17 protein-coding genes are annotated in these 17839 nt (G+C 70.7%); 9 read left to right on the forward strand and 8 right to left on the reverse strand.

Translation table 11 applies throughout. From position 1 onward, the window contains the following. Positions 1-224 precede the first annotated feature (224 nt). Genes AB0B45_RS01005 through AB0B45_RS01015 form a run of 3 tightly spaced genes read left to right on the forward strand, consistent with a single transcriptional unit; the run spans position 225 to position 4851 of the window. Positions 225-1202, forward strand: a complete 978-nt coding sequence (locus AB0B45_RS01005; protein WP_358123491.1) for a MoxR family ATPase — start codon at positions 225-227, stop codon at positions 1200-1202. After that, entirely contained in the window at positions 1202-2452 is a 1251-nt protein-coding gene (locus AB0B45_RS01010; protein WP_358124700.1) for a DUF58 domain-containing protein, read from the forward strand. The genes AB0B45_RS01005 and AB0B45_RS01010 overlap by 1 nt, the downstream gene beginning before the upstream one ends. After that, complete coding sequence (locus tag AB0B45_RS01015) at positions 2449-4851, forward strand: transglutaminaseTgpA domain-containing protein (protein ID WP_358123493.1); 2403 nt, start codon at positions 2449-2451, stop codon at positions 4849-4851. The genes AB0B45_RS01010 and AB0B45_RS01015 overlap by 4 nt, the downstream gene beginning before the upstream one ends. A 55-nt stretch (positions 4852-4906) precedes the next feature. Here the strand turns inward: AB0B45_RS01015 and AB0B45_RS01020 are convergent, their stop codons facing one another. The 3 genes from AB0B45_RS01020 to AB0B45_RS01030 form a co-directional block, all read right to left on the reverse strand. After that, positions 4907-5305 carry a DUF3040 domain-containing protein gene (locus AB0B45_RS01020; protein ID WP_358123495.1) on the reverse strand — a complete coding sequence of 133 codons (399 nt, stop codon included), beginning with the start codon at positions 5303-5305 and terminating at the stop codon, positions 4907-4909. Between the two features lie 205 nt (positions 5306-5510). Then, positions 5511-6752: a DNA polymerase IV gene (gene dinB, locus AB0B45_RS01025; protein ID WP_358123497.1), complete on the reverse strand. Its 1242-nt coding sequence runs from the start codon at positions 6750-6752 to the stop codon at positions 5511-5513. Positions 6753-6814: 62 nt separating this feature from the next. Further along, a complete protein-coding gene (locus AB0B45_RS01030) occupies positions 6815-7570 on the reverse strand; it encodes a methyltransferase (RefSeq protein WP_358123499.1) in 756 nt (251 codons plus the stop codon). Positions 7571-7748: 178 nt separating this feature from the next. Here AB0B45_RS01030 and AB0B45_RS01035 point away from each other — a divergent pair, with 178 nt between their 5' ends. Further along, positions 7749-8660: a cation diffusion facilitator family transporter gene (locus AB0B45_RS01035; RefSeq protein WP_358123501.1), complete on the forward strand. Its 912-nt coding sequence runs from the start codon at positions 7749-7751 to the stop codon at positions 8658-8660. Here the strand turns inward: AB0B45_RS01035 and AB0B45_RS01040 are convergent. The 4 genes from AB0B45_RS01040 to AB0B45_RS01055 form a co-directional block, all read right to left on the reverse strand. Then, positions 8657-8995, reverse strand: coding sequence for an MmcQ/YjbR family DNA-binding protein (locus tag AB0B45_RS01040; protein WP_358123503.1), 339 nt, complete (start codon positions 8993-8995; stop codon positions 8657-8659). The two genes, AB0B45_RS01035 and AB0B45_RS01040, sit on opposite strands and share 4 nt — an antisense overlap. Positions 8996-9078: 83 nt before the next feature. Further along, entirely contained in the window at positions 9079-9489 is a 411-nt protein-coding gene (nusB, locus tag AB0B45_RS01045) for a transcription antitermination factor NusB (RefSeq protein ID WP_358123505.1), read from the reverse strand. Beyond that, on the reverse strand, positions 9490-10050 hold the full coding sequence (gene efp, locus AB0B45_RS01050; protein ID WP_183659040.1) for an elongation factor P: 561 nt from the start codon (positions 10048-10050) through the stop codon (positions 9490-9492). 24 nt (positions 10051-10074) lie between these two features. Further along, a complete protein-coding gene (locus AB0B45_RS01055) occupies positions 10075-11106 on the reverse strand; it encodes an aminopeptidase P family protein (protein ID WP_358123507.1) in 1032 nt (343 codons plus the stop codon). Between the two features lie 84 nt (positions 11107-11190). Here AB0B45_RS01055 and AB0B45_RS01060 point away from each other — a divergent pair, with 84 nt between their 5' ends. Beyond that, on the forward strand, positions 11191-12963 hold the full coding sequence (locus tag AB0B45_RS01060; protein ID WP_358123509.1) for a glycoside hydrolase family 9 protein: 1773 nt from the start codon (positions 11191-11193) through the stop codon (positions 12961-12963). Positions 12964-13023: 60 nt separating this feature from the next. Here the strand turns inward: AB0B45_RS01060 and AB0B45_RS01065 are convergent, their stop codons facing one another. Beyond that, on the reverse strand, positions 13024-13821 hold the full coding sequence (locus AB0B45_RS01065; RefSeq protein ID WP_358123511.1) for an SAM-dependent methyltransferase: 798 nt from the start codon (positions 13819-13821) through the stop codon (positions 13024-13026). 427 nt (positions 13822-14248) lie between these two features. On the opposite strand from AB0B45_RS01065, the gene AB0B45_RS01070 reads away from it, so the two are divergent. From AB0B45_RS01070 to AB0B45_RS01085, 4 genes are read left to right on the forward strand one after another with little or no spacing between them, the layout of a single operon-like run. Then, a complete protein-coding gene (locus AB0B45_RS01070; protein ID WP_358123513.1) occupies positions 14249-15115 on the forward strand; it encodes a MoxR family ATPase in 867 nt (288 codons plus the stop codon). Then, complete coding sequence (locus tag AB0B45_RS01075; RefSeq protein WP_358123515.1) at positions 15108-16187, forward strand: VWA domain-containing protein; 1080 nt, start codon at positions 15108-15110, stop codon at positions 16185-16187. Before AB0B45_RS01070 ends, AB0B45_RS01075 begins: the two co-directional genes overlap by 8 nt. Continuing rightward, a complete protein-coding gene (locus AB0B45_RS01080) occupies positions 16168-17256 on the forward strand; it encodes an XdhC/CoxI family protein (RefSeq protein WP_358123517.1) in 1089 nt (362 codons plus the stop codon). The genes AB0B45_RS01075 and AB0B45_RS01080 overlap by 20 nt, the downstream gene beginning before the upstream one ends. Then, positions 17256-17816 (forward strand): nucleotidyltransferase family protein, encoded by a 561-nt coding sequence (locus tag AB0B45_RS01085; protein ID WP_358123519.1) that lies wholly within the window; start codon positions 17256-17258, stop codon positions 17814-17816. Before AB0B45_RS01080 ends, AB0B45_RS01085 begins: the two co-directional genes overlap by 1 nt. Positions 17817-17839: the final 23 nt, after the last annotated feature.

The following is a 17839-nucleotide window of genomic DNA, read 5'->3' on the forward strand; positions in this document are numbered from 1 at the left end:
CGCGTGGGGGAAAGTGGAGGGAGCGTGTCACCGGATTCGCACCACTATGCGACAAGAACGGGACGGATCACCTGAACACTGTGGCTGTTCGCTGAATATCCACAAAAGTCGCCCAACCATCCCCGCCGTCGTAGGGTCATACGCACAATGAAAAGGAATGGCAAGGCGGCCCAAAAGCGCCCTCGCGCTGGGGAGAGCCGTTGCACTTCTCTCATGGAGGCCTGGTGGCAGTAACCCATGACGTCCCTCGACAGCTCGACGAGCTGGTCTCCACCGCCCACCGGATCCGGCAGGCGATCGAGTCGGTGATCGAGGGCAAGAGCGACGCCGTCCGGCTGACCGTGACCGTCCTGCTGGCGGAGGGACATCTTCTCATCGAAGACGTCCCGGGCGTGGGCAAGACGATGCTGGCCAAGGCGCTTGCGCGGTCCATCGACTGTCCCGTCCGTCGTGTGCAGTTCACCCCGGACCTGCTGCCGAGCGACATCACCGGGGTGAGCGCCTACAACCAGCAGACCCGCGAGTTCGAGTTCAAGCCAGGTCCCGTCTTCGCCAACATCGTGGTGGGCGACGAGATCAACCGCGCCTCGCCCAAGACCCAGTCGGCGTTGCTGGAGTGCATGGAGGAGCACCAGGTGACCGTGGACGGCGTCACCTACAAGCTGGACGCCCCCTTCATGGTCATCGCCACCCAGAACCCGATCGAGATGGAGGGCACCTATCCCCTCCCCGAGGCCCAGCGCGACCGCTTCACCGCGCGCGTGGCGATGGGCTACCCGGAGCCGGTCGCCGAGCTGGAGATGCTCGACGTGCACGGCGGCACCTCGCCGCTGGACAAGCTGGAGCCGGTCGCCACGACCGCCGAGGTGCGGGCGCTCATCGAGGCCGTGCGCGGCGTCTACGTCTCCCAGCCGGTGAAGAGATACGCCATCGACCTGGTGACGGCCACCCGCCACTCCCCCGACCTGCGGCTCGGCGCCTCGCCCAGGTCCACGCTGCAGCTGGTGCGCGCGGCCAGGGCGCACGCCGCGCTGTCGGGCCGCGACTACGTCATCCCTGACGACCTGCAGGAGCTGGCCGTCCCCGTGCTCGCGCACAGGCTGCTGCCCAGCATCGAGGCGCAGGGCCAGCGCAGGATGCCCGAGCAGGTCGTCACCGAGCTCGTCAGGCGAGTGCCCGTGCCGGAGACTCGAGCGTCGTGATGGCGGGACTGCGGGCGCTCACCTCCAGGGGCAGGTCATTCCTGGCCTCGGGCGTGGCCGCGCTGCTGATGGCGCTGCTCCTGGGCGAGCACGACCTGCTCAGGATCGGCGTGCTGATCGTGGCGCTGCCGCTGCTCGCCGCGCTGGTGGTGGCCAGGACCCGCTACCGGCTGAGCTGCGCCCGCCGCCTCGACCCGCCGAGGATCGAGGTTGGCGGCGAGGCGACGGTCACGCTGCGGCTGGAGAACGTCACCAGGCTGCCGACGGGGTTGCTGCTCATCGAGGACACCGTTCCCTACGCGCTCGGCGCCAGACCCAGGTTCGTGTTGGACAGGGTGGAGTCGAAGGGCGTCAGGGAGATCGACTACCGGGTCAGGTCCGACCTGCGCGGCCGCTACACGATCGGCCCGCTGTCGGTACGGATCACCGACCCGTTCGGCCTGGTCGAGCTGACCCGCGCCTTCACCATCGCCGACACGCTCGTCGTGACGCCCCACGTGGTGGCGCTGCCGCACGTGCGGCTGTCGGGCGAGTGGACGGGCGGGGGCGACAGCCGTACCAGGAGCGTGGCGGCGGCGGGCGACGACGACGTGGCCCCGCGCGAGTACCGGCAGGGCGACGACCTGCGGCGGGTGCACTGGCGTTCCACCGCCCGCCACGGCGAGCTGATGGTGCGGCGCGAGGAGCAGCAGTGGCAGAGCCGCGGCGCGCTCCTGCTCGACACCCGCAGGCACGCCCACAGGGGTGAGGGCCCCCGCTCCTCCTTCGAGGTGGCCGTCTCCGCCGCCGCCTCGATCGGCCTGCATCTGGCCCGCGAGGGCCTGGGCCTGCGGCTGGTCACCGACCAGGGCCCCGAACACCTGAGCGACACGGGAGTGAGCTGGTCGCTGCTCGACACCCTCGCCGTCGTGCGCAACAGCCCCGCCAGGTCGCTGGAGCTGGGCATCACCGCGCTGCGCCAGGGCGGAGGCGACGGCCTCATCGTCGCCGTGCTCGGCGCCATGGACCCCGAAGAGGCCAGGGAGCTGGCCAAGGTCAGGCACGGCAGCGCCACGGGCGTGGCCGTCCTGCTGGACGTGGAGGGCTGGGAGGTCAAGGACTACGGCTCGGGCGAGCGCAGGCAGGCGGTCGAAGCGATCCTCGCGGGGTCGGGATGGCGGATCGTCACCCTGCCCGCGGGCACCTCGCCGGCGACGGTCTGGCAGGCGGCGGGCGTCAAGAACCGCTTCACCGTGGGAGGTGCCGCATGAGGCTCCCCATCTGGTCGGGGGTCGCCGCCCTCGCCGTCTCGCTCACGCTCTACCCGCTGTTCGACGGCGGCGCGTGGTTGTGGGGCTCGCTCGGCGCGGTGCTCACCGTCACCGCCGCGGGCGTGCTCTCCAGCAAGCTGACCCTGCCGGCCTGGGCGGCGCCGCTGCTCGGCCTCGTGTCGCTCGGCGTCTACCTCACCGCCGTCTACACGGGTGAGAAGGCGTGGGCACTGGTCGTGCCGACGAAGGAATCGGCGGTGGCGCTGCTCCACCTGCTGACCACCGGCTTCGCCGACATCCAGCGCTACGCCGCGCCGGTGCCCGACGACCCGCCGATCGCCATGCTCACCACCGCCGGCGTCGGCGTCATCGCTATCGTCGTCGACCTGTTCGTCACGAGGCTGCGGAGGGCGGCCCTCGCGGGCCTGCCGCTCCTGGCCCTGTTCACGGTGCCCGCGGCAGTGCTGCCCGACCCGATCGGCTGGCCCGCGTTCATCCTCGGCGCGCTCGGGTTCACCAGCCTGCTGATCGCCGACGGCCGCGAGCGGGTGGGTCACTGGGGACGGGCGGTCCTGGTACGGCGCAGCCGCGCCGACGACCCGGGCGTCCAGGAGTCGGCCGACACCCGTGGCCTGCGCCTGTCGGGCAAGCGGATCGGGTTCACCGCGATCGCGCTGGCCGTCCTGCTGCCCGCCCTGCTGCCGACGCTCGAGCCCGACCCGCTGTTCGGGTTCGGGGTGGGCGGCTCCGGCAAGGGCAAGGGCAGCGCCATCAGCATCCCCGACCCCGTCGCCGACCTGAAGGGGCGGCTGCAGTTGCCGGAGAACAACACCGTTCTCTCCTACACCAGCAGCGACGACACCCCGCGCTATCTCAGGATCTTCTCCCTCGACGTCTTCGACGGCCAGCGCTGGACGATGAACCAGTCGAAGGGCAGGCCGGAGAACAGGGTGGATCAGGGTCCGCTGCCCCCGCCTCCGGGGCTGGCCTCGTCGATGAAGACCACGCGGGTCGAGACCGACATCCAGATCAGCGAGGACATCAGGCTGCAGTTCCTGCCGCTGCCGTACCCGCCTCAGCTGGTGCGGGCGGAGGGCGACTGGCGCGCGGACGTCGACTCGCTCATGGTCTTCTCCGAAGACCTGGCGGCCGGCCTGCGGTACCAGGTGGTGAGCACCGAGCCCGACCCGACGGCCGACCAGCTCGACGCCGCGCCGAAGACCGCGGACCCCGCGGTCGGCGAGCGCTACCTGAAGCTGCCCGACCTGCCGCCGCGGCTCAGGCAGCTGGCGCAGCGGGTGGTCAAGGACAGCAAGTCGCAGTACGAGGCGGCGGTGAACCTGCAGCGGTTCTTCACCACCACGGGCGGCTTCACCTACAGCCTCACCACGGAGGGCAACGACACCGAGGCGCTGACGAACTTCCTGGAGCAGACCAGGGCCGGCTACTGCGAGCAGTTCGCCTCGGCGATGGCGGTGCTGGCCAGGTCGATCGGGATCCCGGCCAGGGTCGCCATCGGCTACACGGGCGGCACCAAGATCGAGGGCCGCTGGGAGGTCCGCACCCACGACTCCCACGCCTGGCCCGAGCTCTACTTCGAGGGCGTGGGCTGGCTGGCCTTCGAGCCGACCCCCGCCGGCAGCGCGGGACAGGGCACCGCCCGCGTCCCCGACTACTCGCTGCCCAGGCCGGCCGAGACCACCCCGAGCAGCGACCCGACCACGAGCGCCGCGGAGAGCGGCGACACCCCGAGCGGCGCGCCCAACGGCAGGGACAGGCTGAGGGAGCTCGACCCCGAGGGCATCTACAGCGGCCCCGTCACGCCGGTGGAGACCACCCCGCTGTGGGTCACGATCGCGCTGGTGGTGGCTGGGCTGCTGGTGATCCTGCTCATCCCGGCCATGGTCCGGCTGGTGATCAGGAACCGCAGGGTGCGGGCGCTGACCTGGAAGGTCTCCGGACCGTCCGACGAGGTCACGGCCAGGGCGGAGAAGGTGGACGCCTCGGTGGCCGCGGCGTGGGCCGAACTCGACGACGTGCTGTGCGACTACGGGATGGCGCGGGTGCCGAGCGAGACCCCGAGAGCGCTGGCGCGCAGGCTCACCCAGCAGCACGAGTTCGGCGCCGAGCCGGCCGCCGCGATCAGCACGATCGCCTCCGCGGTGGAGCGGCTGCTGTTCGCGCGCGACCCTGGGGAGATCGTCCCGATGAGGAAGGAACTGCGGATCGTACGGCGGGCCCTGGCGGCCACCGTGTCGAGGAGCAGGCGAGTGCGTGCCGCGCTGCTTCCCCCCTCGACCCTGCTGCGGATCAGAGGAGTGGGCGAGAAGGTCCTGGACGGTTTCGACCGGTTGGAGAACATCCGGCTCTGGACCAGGGCAGCCCGCAGAGACATCTGACCGCCGAACTGTGCGGCCGCTCCCTCACAGGAGCGGCCGCACGCTGTCTATCGGCTCAGCGCTCGTCGTGACGACGGCGCCAACGCTCTTCCATGCGCTCCATGAAACTTCCGCGGTTGCCCCGGCGCTGGCCCTTGCCCGGCGTTTTCGCGCCGGACCCGGACGCACCGGAGTCACCGAATCCGTTCATGCGCTTCCAACTGGACAGACCCCACAGACACGCGGCGAGCATGACCACGAAACCGCCGACGCCGAGCGGGATCTGGTTGATCACGACGCCGACCATCAGCAGGACGATGCCCAGCGCAAAGCCGATGGAGGCTTTGACCAGGCGCCGCTTGTAATGGCTGCGCGGATCACTGATCCGAACGGTATTGGCCCACTTCGGGTCCTCGGCGTAGAGGGCCTGCTCGATCTGGTCGAGCAAGCGCTGCTCGTGCTCAGAGAGCGGCACGGCGCCTCCCAAGGACGGCCCCATTTCGGGGAAGACGGCAACGGACGACACGGGGTGTCCGAACCTCGCGGTCGGTTATCCCCAGAATACGAGGCTGTAGACGTAGGCGAAAGAAAACGTCCAACGTAGACCAAACCGGAGGTGACGTCATAGCTCTAGACATGCCTATTCTCCCCCACCCTCCGAGAAGTCGCGACATCGGGCGTCATGCCTCCATTTCATCAAGCCGTCCTCGGACTAGGGAAGCCGGGACCACCGCATCGGGACCGAATCTCCTGACCGCCTTGTCCATCGCACGTTCAGCCTCCCGCCATCCTGCCTCCTTCTCGCCGAGGCTGAGCTGGTGAGCGGCGGAATCGGCCGATTTGAGATTTTCCAGCCTGACGCCGACCAGACGCAGCCTGATCCGCTCGAGCCCGGCGGCGGCGTAGAGCTCGCAAGCCGTCGCGTAGATCTCCTGCGCGACGTCCGTCGGCTCCCGCAGGGTCCGCGAACGAGTGATCGTGGAGAAGTCGGCGCGACGCAGCTTCACACTCACTGTTCTGCCCACGTGGCCGCCCGCACGCACGCGGGCGGCGACTCGTTCGGAAAGGCGCAGGAGTTCGCGCTTGATCACCTCTGGGTCGTCGACGTCCGCCGCGAACGTCTCCTCCGCGCCGATGCTCTTGTCGGGCACGTGGGCGGTCACGGCGCGCTCGTCCCTGCCCCACGCCAGCGCGGCCAGGTGGGTGCCGGCCGCGTGGCCGAGCTCGCGCTGCAACGTGGTCAGCGGGATCCTGGCCAGGTCGCCCACGCTCCTGATGCCGAGGCGCACCAGCGCCTGCTCGGTGCGCTCGCCCACGCCCCACAGGGCGCTGACGGGCAGCGGGTGCAGGAAGTCGACCACGCGGTCGGCGGGGACCACGAGCAGGCCGTCGGGCTTGCACTGCTTGGACGCGAGCTTGGCGACGAACTTGCTGCTGGCAACGCCGACCGAGCAGGTGATGCCGAAGCGTTCCAGGACCTCGGCGCGGATCCTGGCGGCGATGTCGGAGGGCGAGCCGAGCCTGCGCCTGGCGCCGCCCACGTCGAGGAATGCCTCGTCGGACGCGATCGGCTCGACGAGCGGGGTGATCGAGTGGAAGATCTCCATCACGCCCTTGGAGACCTCCGAGTACTTGCCGTGGCTGGGCGGGATGATCGTGGCCTGGGGGCAGACGCGGCGGGCCCTGCTCATCGGCATGGCCGAGTGCACGCCGTACTGCCTGGCCTCGTAGGTGGCGCTGAGGACCACGCCACGGCCGGCGGGCGAGCCGACGATCACCGGGCGGCCCCTGAGCTCGGGTCGCTCGAGGAGCTCGACGCTGGCGAAGAAGGCGTCCATGTCGACGTGGAGGATGGGGCAGGCGCTGTCGTCGGCCCCGATCCTGGTGACGGGGCCGACTCCGGTGATCTGCTTGCGCGACACGACGTGATTCTACCCGAACGAACGTTCGACAATCGTCCCGGCAGGACGGACCGCGCGGGAGGTCACTTGTGGCCCAGGACGTGGAGCTGGGTGGCGATGTCGCGCAGGACGGGATGGGTGGCGGCGGCCTGCTCCAGCGCGACCAGCGCCTCGGCCGCGCCGGGCTCCCCGTCGATCAGGCGGCTGGGCACCAGGTCGGCGAAGACCCGCACCCCGTGGACCTCGCCCACCGCGAACCCGGTCGCCGAGAGGAGCTCAGCCAGCGTCTGCGCGTCGAACCTGCGCGGCGTGGGGTCACGGTCCCCCCACCGCCCCATCGGGTCGTCCATGACCGCCTTGGCCTCGTCGAAGTGCCCCGCGACCGCGCGGTGGATGGCGCTGGCGACGGGGTTGGCCGCCAGCACGCTCACGGCGCCGCCCACGCGCAGCAGCCCCGCGACGGCGGTCAGCGCGGAGATCGGGTCGTCGACGTACTCGAGCACGCTGTGGCACAGCACCAGGTCGGCACTGTCGCGCGGCAGGAGCTCGCCGAGGTCGGCGGCATCGCCCTGCAGCGCCCGCACGCCGACGCCGCGCTCGGCGGCCCTGCGCTCCAGCGCGAACAGCGAGTCGGGGCTCGGGTCGACGACGGTGACCGCGTGGCCGAGCTCGGCCAGCGGGACGGCGAAGCCGCCGGTGCCGCCACCCGCGTCGACGATGTCGAGCCGCTCGCGACCCGTCTCCTTCGCCCGCGCGGCCAGCACCGCCCGCAGCGCGTCCCAGACGACGGCGGTGCGCACCGCCGGGGTCGCCTGCTTGGTGATGCTCTCAGCACGCAACGTCGGCTCGCCTCCTCGATTCGGCCGCGCCCGTGAACGACGGTGTCGCCGAACGCGTTCTGTCCTTGCACGTGGTCCCCACGCGCGGCGTCCATGCACGCCTGCAGATCCGCCGCGACATGGGTCAGCCTACGCCGTCCCGCGCGGGCTGGGCATACTAGATCACGAGGAGGTAACGGTGGGATCCGGACACGAGAACGGCCAGGCGAGCGCGACCGCGCGCCACCGTGGGCGGATGATCGCCGTCATCGCCATCACCTCGCTCGTCTTCGTGACGCAGGTGATCGGCGGCATCGTGGCGGGCAGCCTGGCGCTGATCTCCGACTCGCTCCATGTGGCCACCGACGTCACCGGGGTCCTCATGGCCCTGATGGCCTCCCATTTCGCCGCCAGGCCCGCCTCCGACAGGCGGACCTTCGGGTACTACCGGCTGGAGATCCTGGCCGCGGTGGTCAACGCGGCCGTCCTGTTCGGGATCGCGATCTGGGTGTTCAGCGAGGCCGCCAGGCGCCTGTTCGAGCCGCCCACGGTGTCGGCGGGCCTGGTGCTCGTCATCGCGACCGTCGGCCTGGTGGTGAACGGGATCTCGCTGGCGCTGCTGCACGGCGGGCAGAAGGAGTCGCTGAACGTCAGGGGCGCCTACCTGGAGGTCATGGGCGACCTGATGGGTTCGGTGGCCGTGGTGGCGGCGGCGATCGGCATCCAGCTGACCGGCTGGCAGGTCATCGACCCGATCGCCTCCGTCGTCGTGGCGCTGATGATCCTGCCGAGGGCGTGGCGGCTGATGCACGAAGCGATCGACGTGCTGCTCGAGGCCACGCCCAAGGGGATGGACCTGAGAGAGGTGCGCAGGCTCATGCTGGGCGCGGAGGGGGTGCTCGACGTGCACGACCTGCACGCGTGGACGCTGACCAGCGGGCTGCCCGTGCTGTCGGCGCACGTGGTGGTGGAGGACTCCGACCTCCGGGACGCCGGACGCCTGCTCGACGCGTTGCACGAGATCCTGATGGGCCGGTTCGACGTCGAGCACTCCACGATCCAAGTCGAACCCGTCGGCCACGCGGAGCACGAGGGCGCCAGGCACGCCTAGCCGTCGAAGGCGGCCAGAACGCGTTTGGGGGCGCGCAGCCGCCACGCGTCGGTGAGCAGCTCCGCCAGCTCCCCCGCGTCGACGGCGGCGAGGCGGACCAGCACGGCCGCGTACCCGTCGTAGTGCGGGAGGGTGAAGAAGGCGTCGGGGGCGGCGGCGATCAGCTCGTGCTTGTGCTCCTCCGAGGCCACGGGCAGGACCAGGACGTCGCCTTCCTCCCTGATCCTGGCGAACCACTTGGCCTTGACGTAGAAGGCGGGCGTGCCGTGCATGGGGCGCTCGGTGGTCGCCGGCAGCCCCAGCGCGATCCGCCGCACGTCGTCCTCGGTCACCATGCGCCCCATCCTGTACGGCACGCCACCGCGAAACCACCCCTCGCCGCGCCGGCCGGCTTGCCGTACAGAGGAAGCAGCGAGCGTTACAGGGTGAGGCTGGGCTTGAGCTGCTTGAAGCGGGCGAGCAGGCCGTTGATGAACTGCGGCGACTCGTCGGTGGACAGCTCGGACGCCAGGTGCACCCACTCGCTGATCACCACGCCCTCCGGCACGTCGGGCATCCAGAGCAGCTCGTACGTCCCGCCCCGCAGCAGGTTGCGGTCGACCGCGGGCATGCGCTCCAACGTCCATCCCTCGGCGTAGGTCGTGATCAGCTCGTCGATGCGCTGGGAGTGCCTGGCCACGCCCTCGACGATCGCCGAGGTGTACTCGTTGACCGGCGGCTCCCGCCGGTCGACCCGCTCGGCGAGGATCTTCAGCGGATCCTCACTGCGCAGCTCGGCCTCGAAGAGGATGTCGAGCGCCCGCCTGCGTGCTTTGCCTCGCGCGGACACTCAGGCCCGGCCGAGGTATTCGCCGCTGCGGGTGTCGACCTTGACCTTCTCACCGGTGGTGATGAACAGCGGGACCTTGATCTCGGCCCCGGTCTCCAGCGTGGCGGGCTTGGTGCCGCCGGTGGAGCGGTCGCCCTGCAGGCCGGGCTCGGTGTTGGCGATGAGCAGCTCGACCGCGGCGGGCAGGTCGACGTAGAGCGCGGCGCCCTCGTTGAAGGCGACGGTGGCCAGGGTGTTCTCCAGCATGTAGTTGGCGGCGTCGCCGACGGTCTTGGCGGGCACGTTGACCATGTCGTAGGTCTCGGTGTCCATGAAGACGAAGTCGTCGCCGTCCTTGTAGGAGAACTGCATCTCGCGCTTGTCGACGTTGGCCACGTCGACCTTCACACCGGCGTTGAAGGTCTTGTCGACGACCTTGCCGGAGAGGACGTTCTTGAGCTTGGTGCGCACGAACGCGCCGCCCTTGCCCGGCTTGACGTGCTGGAACTCCACAACGGACCAGAGCTCACCGCCGTCGAGCTTCAGCACGATGCCGTTCTTGAGGTCGTTGGTCGTCGCCACTCGCTTCTCCCGGATGCGGCCGCTCTACAGGACGAGCAGCTCCTTGGTCGTCTTCGTCAGGAGTTCCGCCCCGCCTTCACGCGTGACAAGCGTGTCCTCGATGCGGACCCCGCCCCTGCCCTGAAGGTAGACTCCAGGCTCGACGGTGATCGGAACTCGATCCTCTAGTCTACCGGTCCGTGAAGGGCCCAGGAACGGCTCCTCGTGGATCTCCAGCCCGACCCCGTGACCGAGGCCGTGGCGGAAGTGCTCGGCGTGTCCCGCCCGCTCGATCACCGAGCGCGAGGCCGCGTCTATCTCGGCGGCCTCCGCGCCAGGGCGCAGCGCCTGGCGGCCCGCGCGCTGGGCGGCGCGGACGAGGTCGTAGATCTCCCGCTGCCACTCCGCGATCGTGCCGAGGGCGACGGTACGGGTCATGTCGGCGTGGTAGCCGCGGTAGAGGGCGCCGAAGTCGAGGGTGACCAGGTCGCCCGCGCGCAGCTCGCGGTCGGTCGGCGAGTGGTGGGGGATCGAGCCGTTCTCCCCGCCGGCCACGATCGACTCGAAGGCGGGCTTGTCGGCGCCGAGTTCGACCATGCGGGCCTCGAGGACGCGGGCGATCTCGCGCTCGGTCGCCCCCGGCCTGATGCTCGCGGAGATGTCGGCGAAGGCCTGGTCGGAAATGGCGCACGCGGTCCGCAGCAGCTCGATCTCGTCGTCGTCCTTAACCACCCGCAGGCGCTCGACCAGCGGCTCCAGCGGGACGATGCCCTCTCCGAGCTTGTTGAAGACGGCCACCGTCATGTGCGCGGCCTCGATGCCGACGCCCGGAGCGGCCAGCCGGCCCGCCACGTCGGAGGCCTCCACGGCCTCGATCCCCAGGTCGCGGGTCATCTCGATGTAGCGGGAGTCGGTGGCGAGCTTCGCCGTGCCGTCCGCGCGGACCAGGACGGCGGCGTTGGAGCTGTCCAGCCCCGTGAGGTAGCGGACGTTGACCGGCTTGGTGACGAGGATGGCGTCGACGCCCGCCAGCAGCGCGGCAAGGTTGGCCCGCCGCTGCGCGAAATCGGTGGTCATTTCACCAAGTATTGACCACGTTCACGGCGGCCAGCTACGGTCCAGTCGAAGGTTAGGAAGGTTTACTAACTTGTGGAGCAGCCGATGCGGATCGTCTTAGCGCTCGCCCTCGCCCTGACAGGAGCCCCTGCCATGCAAGCACCCGGGCAACCGGCCGGGCACATCCGCGTCGACCAGGTCGGCTTCGCGCCGGGCGAGGCCAAGCACGCCTATCTGATGACCAGCGGGCGCCGCGCCCCCTTCACCGTGATCGACCACAGGGGCCGTCAGGTGCTGAAGGGTACGGCGGGCCGCGACCTCGGCGCGTGGAACGCCAAGTACGGCCACGTCTACGACCTCGACCTCACGACGCTGAGGAAGCCTGGCAGCTACCGGATCATCTCGGGCGGCCTCACCTCCGCCGAGTTCGCGATCGCGCCCTCCGCCCAGCTGGCGCTGCCCTCCTCCAAGATCGTGACGTTCTTCGGCAGCCAGCGCGACGGCGGCAGGCGGCACGCCTCCGACCGCGCGGCCGACGTCTACGACTGGCCCGCCTTCACGGGGCCCGACACCGACCAGATCAAGGGCGAGCTCACCAAGGTCGGCGGCCCCGTCGACGTCGAGGGCGGCTGGTTCGACGCGGGCGACTACCTCAAGTTCACCCACATCCTGGCCTACGTCGACACGCTGATGTGGGCGGCTCGAAGGGACGGAGGGGCGTTCGTCGATCCGCGCCTGACGTCCGAGTCGCTCCACGGCATCAAGTACCTGGACAAGATGTGGGACGGGGCCACCAAGACCCTCTACATCCAGGTCGGCATCGGCGCGGGCAACGCCGAGGGCACGTTCGTCGGCGACCACGACATCTGGCGCCTGCCCGAGGCCGACGACTCCTCCTCCGAGAAGTACATCCGCAACCGTCCCGTCTTCAGGGCGGCCGCGCCCGGCCAGCCGATCAGCCCCAACCTCGCCGGCCGTACGGCGGCGGCCTTCGCGCTGGCCGCGCAGGTCGAACCGAACAGGCAGCGGGCGCAGGCCTGGCTCGACCAGGCCGCCGAGATCTACGCCATGGCCAAGACCACCGACGTGGGACAGCTGGTGACCTCGCTCCCGCACGCCTTCTACCCCGAGAGCGTCTGGCGCGACGACATGGAGCTGGGCGGCGCCGAGCTGGCGCTGGCGGCCCAGCGGCTCGGCGACTCCAGGGCCGCCCAGTGGCTGGAGCAGGCCCAGCACTGGGCGAGCGAGTACATCGCCCACGACACCGGCGACACCCTGAACCTCTACGACGTCAGCGCCCTCGCGCACGCCGACCTGATCAGGGCGGGCGCGTCGATCAAGGGCACGCTCGTCGCCGACCTCAAGGCGCAGCTGGAGATCGGCGCGGCCAGGGCGGCGAAGGACCCGTTCAGAGCCGGGGCGCTCTACGACGCCTTCGACTCGGTGCCGCACGCCTTCGGCCTCGCGGCCACCTCCAGGCTCTACCGCTCGGTCTCGGGCGACCGCGCCTATGACGCCTTCGGCACCTGGCAGCGCGGGTGGGCCCTCGGCGCCAACCCGTGGGGCGTGTCGTTCGTGCAGGGCGTCGGCGACAACTCGATCTCCTGCCCGCACTACCAGATCTCCAATCTGACGGGCCGTCCCGCGACCGGCGCGGTGGTCAACGGGCCGAACGCCGCCTCGCTGTTCGACGACGGCCTCGGCGACCACTTCGAGGAGATGGCCAAGTGCCCGGCCGACGGCGTGGACCGCTACCAGGAGTTCACCGGCAGGGGCAGCAGGTTCGTCGACGACGTGCGCTCGTGGCAGGCCTCCGAGCCCGCCGACGACTTCGCCGCGATCGCGCTCTACGCGCTCACGCTGATGGCCAGGGACTGACGATCCCCCGGTCCGGCGGCTCCCCCGAGGCGCCGGACCGGCTCGTTCCCCGGGAGAGGCTCAGGGCTTCCTGGCGAGCCCGCCGTACTGGTGGACCTCGCGGTCGGTGTACTCGGTGGCCGCGTCCGGGTGCCATCGCGGCAGCGAGACCACGCCCGGCTCGACCGGCTCCATCCCCTCGAACAGCGCCTCCAGCCGCTCGGGGGTGCGCAACCTGATCTCGGTCGCGCCGCTGGCGTTCCACTTGGCCGCGGCGTCGTCCATCGACGGGCTGTGGACGCTGTGCGAGACGACCAGGTAGCTACCTGACGGCATGGCGTCCAGCAGCGTCGTCAGCGCGCCGCGGACCTGCTCGTCGTCGGGCACGAACTCCAGCACGCCGAGCACCATCAACGCGATCGGCCGGGAGAAGTCGAGCGTCTTGGCCGCCCCCAGCAGGATCGTCTCGGGCTCGCGCAGGTCGGCGTCGAGGTAGTCGGTCGCGCCCTCAGGGGTGCTGTAGAGCAGGGCGCGGGCGTGGGCGAGCACGATCGGGTCGTTGTCGACGTAGACGATGCGCGAGTCGGGCGCGGCCCGCTGCGCCACCTGGTGGGTGTTGTCGGCGGTGGGCACGCCGGTGCCGACGTCCAGGAACTGCCTGACACCCGCGTCGACCAGATGCCGTACGGCGCGGCCCAGGAACTGCCTGTCCGCCCTGGCCACGATGACCAGGTCGGGCATGACCTGGAGGATCTCGTCGCCGACGGCCCTGTCGGCCTCGTAGTTGTCCTTGCCGCCCAGCCAGTAGTCCCACACCCTTGCCGGATGCGGCACGTTGGAGTCGATCCTGTCGAGCCTGTCCCGTGCGCTGTCGGTCACCGATCACCTACAGCGTGGAGGCCCCGTCCTTCGGGGTGGGGAAACGCGGCACGGTCGGGCACTGTGTTCTCCTGATTGTGTCGGTGGCGGTCGGTAGGTTGATCGGCGTGTCCCGCTACCGCCCTGCGCGGGGAGGCTCCGGGTTGCCGGTGCCGGTGAACCGCGAACCTCAACGCGACCTCCTCCTGGTGGGGTAGTTGCTGTTGGAATCCCCCGCCTTCAGGCGGGGGAGGATGTCAATGGATGGTCCCCCTGCTTGGTCCAGTCTGGTCATGATCAATCTAATCGATGACTCCTGGCACTCCCCCGCGAACACCGAAATATCATCTCGCCCGACATCGGCGGAGGGAGTGAGCCCGCGAGCTTCGGGCAGGCGGTGGCGGGACAGACCTAGCCTGAAGGTGTGCTGCGACGGACAATCAACGCGATGAACATAGAGTCACCCGAAAAACTGGTCGAACTGCTCGACCAGCACGCGTATCTCGCCGACGAGGGCCTGGCGACGGCCGCCTTCCTGGCGCTGCGCATGGGGCGTCCGCTGTTCCTCGAGGGCGAGGCGGGCGTCGGCAAGACCGAGCTGGCCAAGACGATGGCCGAACTCCTCAGGGCCCCGCTGATCCGTCTGCAGTGCTACGAGGGGCTCGACGCCGCCCAGGCCCTCTACGACTGGGACTTCGCCCGCCAGCTCCTGCACCTGAAGGCGGCCGAGGCCGCGGGGATCACCGACGCGAGCAGGCTCGAGGGCGAGATCTACGACCGCCGCTTCCTCATCGCGCGTCCCCTGCTGAGGGCCATCGAGACCCAGCCCGCCGTCCTGCTGGTCGACGAGATCGACAGGGCGGACGACGAGTTCGAGGCGTTCCTGCTGGAGGTGCTGTCGGACTTCACGATCTCCATCCCCGAACTCGGCACGATCAGGGCCGAGAGCCCTCCGGTGGTGGTCGTCACCTCCAACCGCACCCGCGAGGTGCACGACGCGCTCAAGCGCCGCTGCCTCTACCACTGGCTGGAGCACCCCAGCTTCGAGAGGGAGGTGGCCATCCTGCTGCGCAGGCTGCCGGCGTGCACCGAGGCGCTGGCCCGCCAGGTGGCCCGTACGGCCGAGCGGCTGCGCGGCCAGGACCTGGTCAAGCCGCCCGGCATCGCCGAGACGCTCGACTGGACCGAGGCGCTGCTCACGCTCGGCGCCCGAGACCTCGACCCCGGACTGGCCGCGGCGACGCTTGGCGCGGCGCTGAAGTACAGGGAGGACGTGGAGAGTGTGCTCAAGAGCGGGGTGCTGACCCGTGCGTGACGTGGCCGCCACCATGACGGGCTTCGCCAGAACCCTGCGAGCCGCAGGGGTCGCCGCCGACCACGAGCGCACCGAGAACCTGATCAAGGCGCTCGACCAGCTCGACGTGACCCGGCGCGACGACGTCTACTGGGCGGGCCGTCTCACGCTGTGCGCCACGCCCGACGACCTGCCCAGGTACGACAGGTGCTTCGCCGCCTACTTCGGCGGGCACAGGGCGACGCGGGGCCGTACCGCCACGAGGACGGTCATCAGGCACCTGGCGGGAGGCGAAGGGGAGGCCGGTGAGGGCGAGGAGTCGGTGGCGGCGACGGCCAGCCCGATCGAGGTGCTGCGCCACAGGGACGTGGCGGGGCTGACGGAGGCCGAGCGCGCCGAGGTGCACCGGCTGCTGGCCCTCCTGCGCGATCACAGGGAGCGGCGGCGCTCGCGCAGGCTGGTGGCCGCGCACAGGGGCAGGCTCGACCAGCGCAGGACCATCCGCGACGCGCTGAGGAAGGGCGAGGTGGCGCGGCTGCGCTACCGGCGCCACACCACCAGGCCGCGCAGGGTGGTGCTGCTGGTCGATGTGAGCGGCTCGATGGCGCCCTACGCCGAGACGCTGCTGCGGTTCGCGCACGCGCTGGTCAGGACCGAGCCGCGGGCGACGCAGGTCTACTCGGTCGGCACCAGGCTGACGCCGATCACCGTCGAGCTGCGACACCGCGATCCAGGCACCGCGCTGGCGGAGGTGTCGAAGGCGATCCCCGACTGGAGCGGCGGCACCAGGCTGGGTGAGGAGCTGCGGGAGCTGCTCGGGCGGAGGAGCGTGCGCGGCGCCATCGTGGTCATCGCCTCCGACGGCTGGGAGCGCGGAGATCCCGGGCTGCTCGGCGAGCAGATGGCCAGGCTGGCCCGCCAGGCGCACCGGGTGATCTGGGCCAACCCGCACAAGGGGCACGTGGACTACCAGCCGCTCACAGGGGGGATGCGCGCGGCGCTGCCGTACATCGACGACCTGGTGGCCGGGCACAGCCTGGCCGCCTTCCAGGATCTCTCCGAGAGGCTTTCCCATGCGCGACGTCCTGCCTGAGATCATGCGGTGGTGGGAGTCCGGGCTGCGGTTCGGGCTGGCCACGGTGGTGAGCACCTTCTCCAGCGCGCCCAGGCCGCCGGGGGCGGCCATGGCGGTGCGCGGCGACGAGGTGGTGGGCAGCGTCTCCGGCGGCTGCGTCGAGGGAGCGGTGTTCGAGCTGGCGAGCGAGATCGAGACCCCCGTGCTCCAGCGGTACGGCGTGAGCGACGACGACGCCTTCGCGGTGGGTCTGACCTGCGGCGGCATCATCGACATCCTGGTCGAGCCGGTCTCCATCGAGACCTATCCCGAGCTGGGCGAGATCTTCGCCTCGGTCGCGGCGCACGAACCCGTGGCCGTCGCGACGATCGTCGCGGGACCCGGCGCCATCGGCGCGCGCAGGGTGATCTGGCCGGGCAGGGCCGTCGGCTCGCTCGGCGTCGATCGACTCGACGAGGCCGTCGACGACGACGTGCGCGGCATGCTCGCCCAAGGCGTGACCGGCGTCAGGCACTACGGCGGGCACGGCGAGCGCCGTCTGGACGACCTGTCGGTGTTCGTGCAGTCGTTCGCGCCGCCGCCGCGCATGCTGGTCTTCGGCGCCATCGACTTCGCCGCCGCCGTCGCGCGCATGGGCAAGTTCCTCGGCTACCACGTCACCGTCTGCGACGCCAGGCCGGTCTTCGCCACGGCCAAGCGCTTTCCCGACGCCGACGAGGTCGTGGTCAAGTGGCCGCACGACTACCTGGCCGCCACCCACGTGGACGAGCGGACGGTGATCTGCGTGCTCACCCACGACCCGAAGTTCGACGTGCCGTTGCTGGAGGTGGCGCTGCGCACCAAGGCGGCCTACGTGGGGGCGATGGGCTCGCGCCGTACCCACGACGACCGGCTCGCCCGGCTGCGTGAGGCGGGTATGAACGAGGAGGAGCTGAGCAGGCTGCGCTCCCCCATCGGCCTGGACCTCGGCTCGCGCACGCCGGAGGAGACCGCCGTGTCGGTGATGGCGGAGTTGATCCAGCTGCGCTGGGGTGGGAGCGGGCGGCCGCTCAGCGAGACCGGCGGCCGGATCCATGGGGAGGTTTGATGACTCAGGTGGTGGGCCTGCTGCTGGCCGCTGGGCAGGGGGCGCGGCTCGGCACGCCGAAGGCGCTGGTCGAGTACGAGGGTGAGCGGCTGGTCGACCGAGGTGTACGGCTGCTGCACGAGGGCGGCTGCCATCCGGTGATCGTCGTGCTGGGCGCGGCGACCGTGCAGGTTCGCGGCGCGGTGGTGGTGCGCAACCCCGACTGGTGCAGCGGCATGGGCTCCTCGCTCAGGGTCGGGCTGGACGCGCTGCCCTCGGACGCCTCCGGCGTGGTGATCGCGCTCGTGGACCAGCCGTTCGTGGAGCCCGCGGCGGTGCGGGCGCTGATCGACAGCGGGGCGCGGGTCGCGGTCGCCACGTACGGCGGGCGGCGGCGCAACCCGGTGCTGGTCTCGGTGGAGCACGTGGCGCGGGTGGCGGAGCTGGCGGTGGGGGACGTGGGGGCTCGGGCGTTCATGCGGGCCCACCCCGAGCTGGTGACGGAGGTCGAGGTGCCGGGCGACCCGCGCGACATCGACACCCCCGAGGACCTGGCCGCCCTGACGTCGCGAACCGACTGATCCCGGGGGCGGGCCTTCGGTGC

The organism is Nonomuraea sp. NPDC049152, assembly GCF_040648355.1.
Classification (GTDB): domain Bacteria; phylum Actinomycetota; class Actinomycetes; order Streptosporangiales; family Streptosporangiaceae; genus Nonomuraea.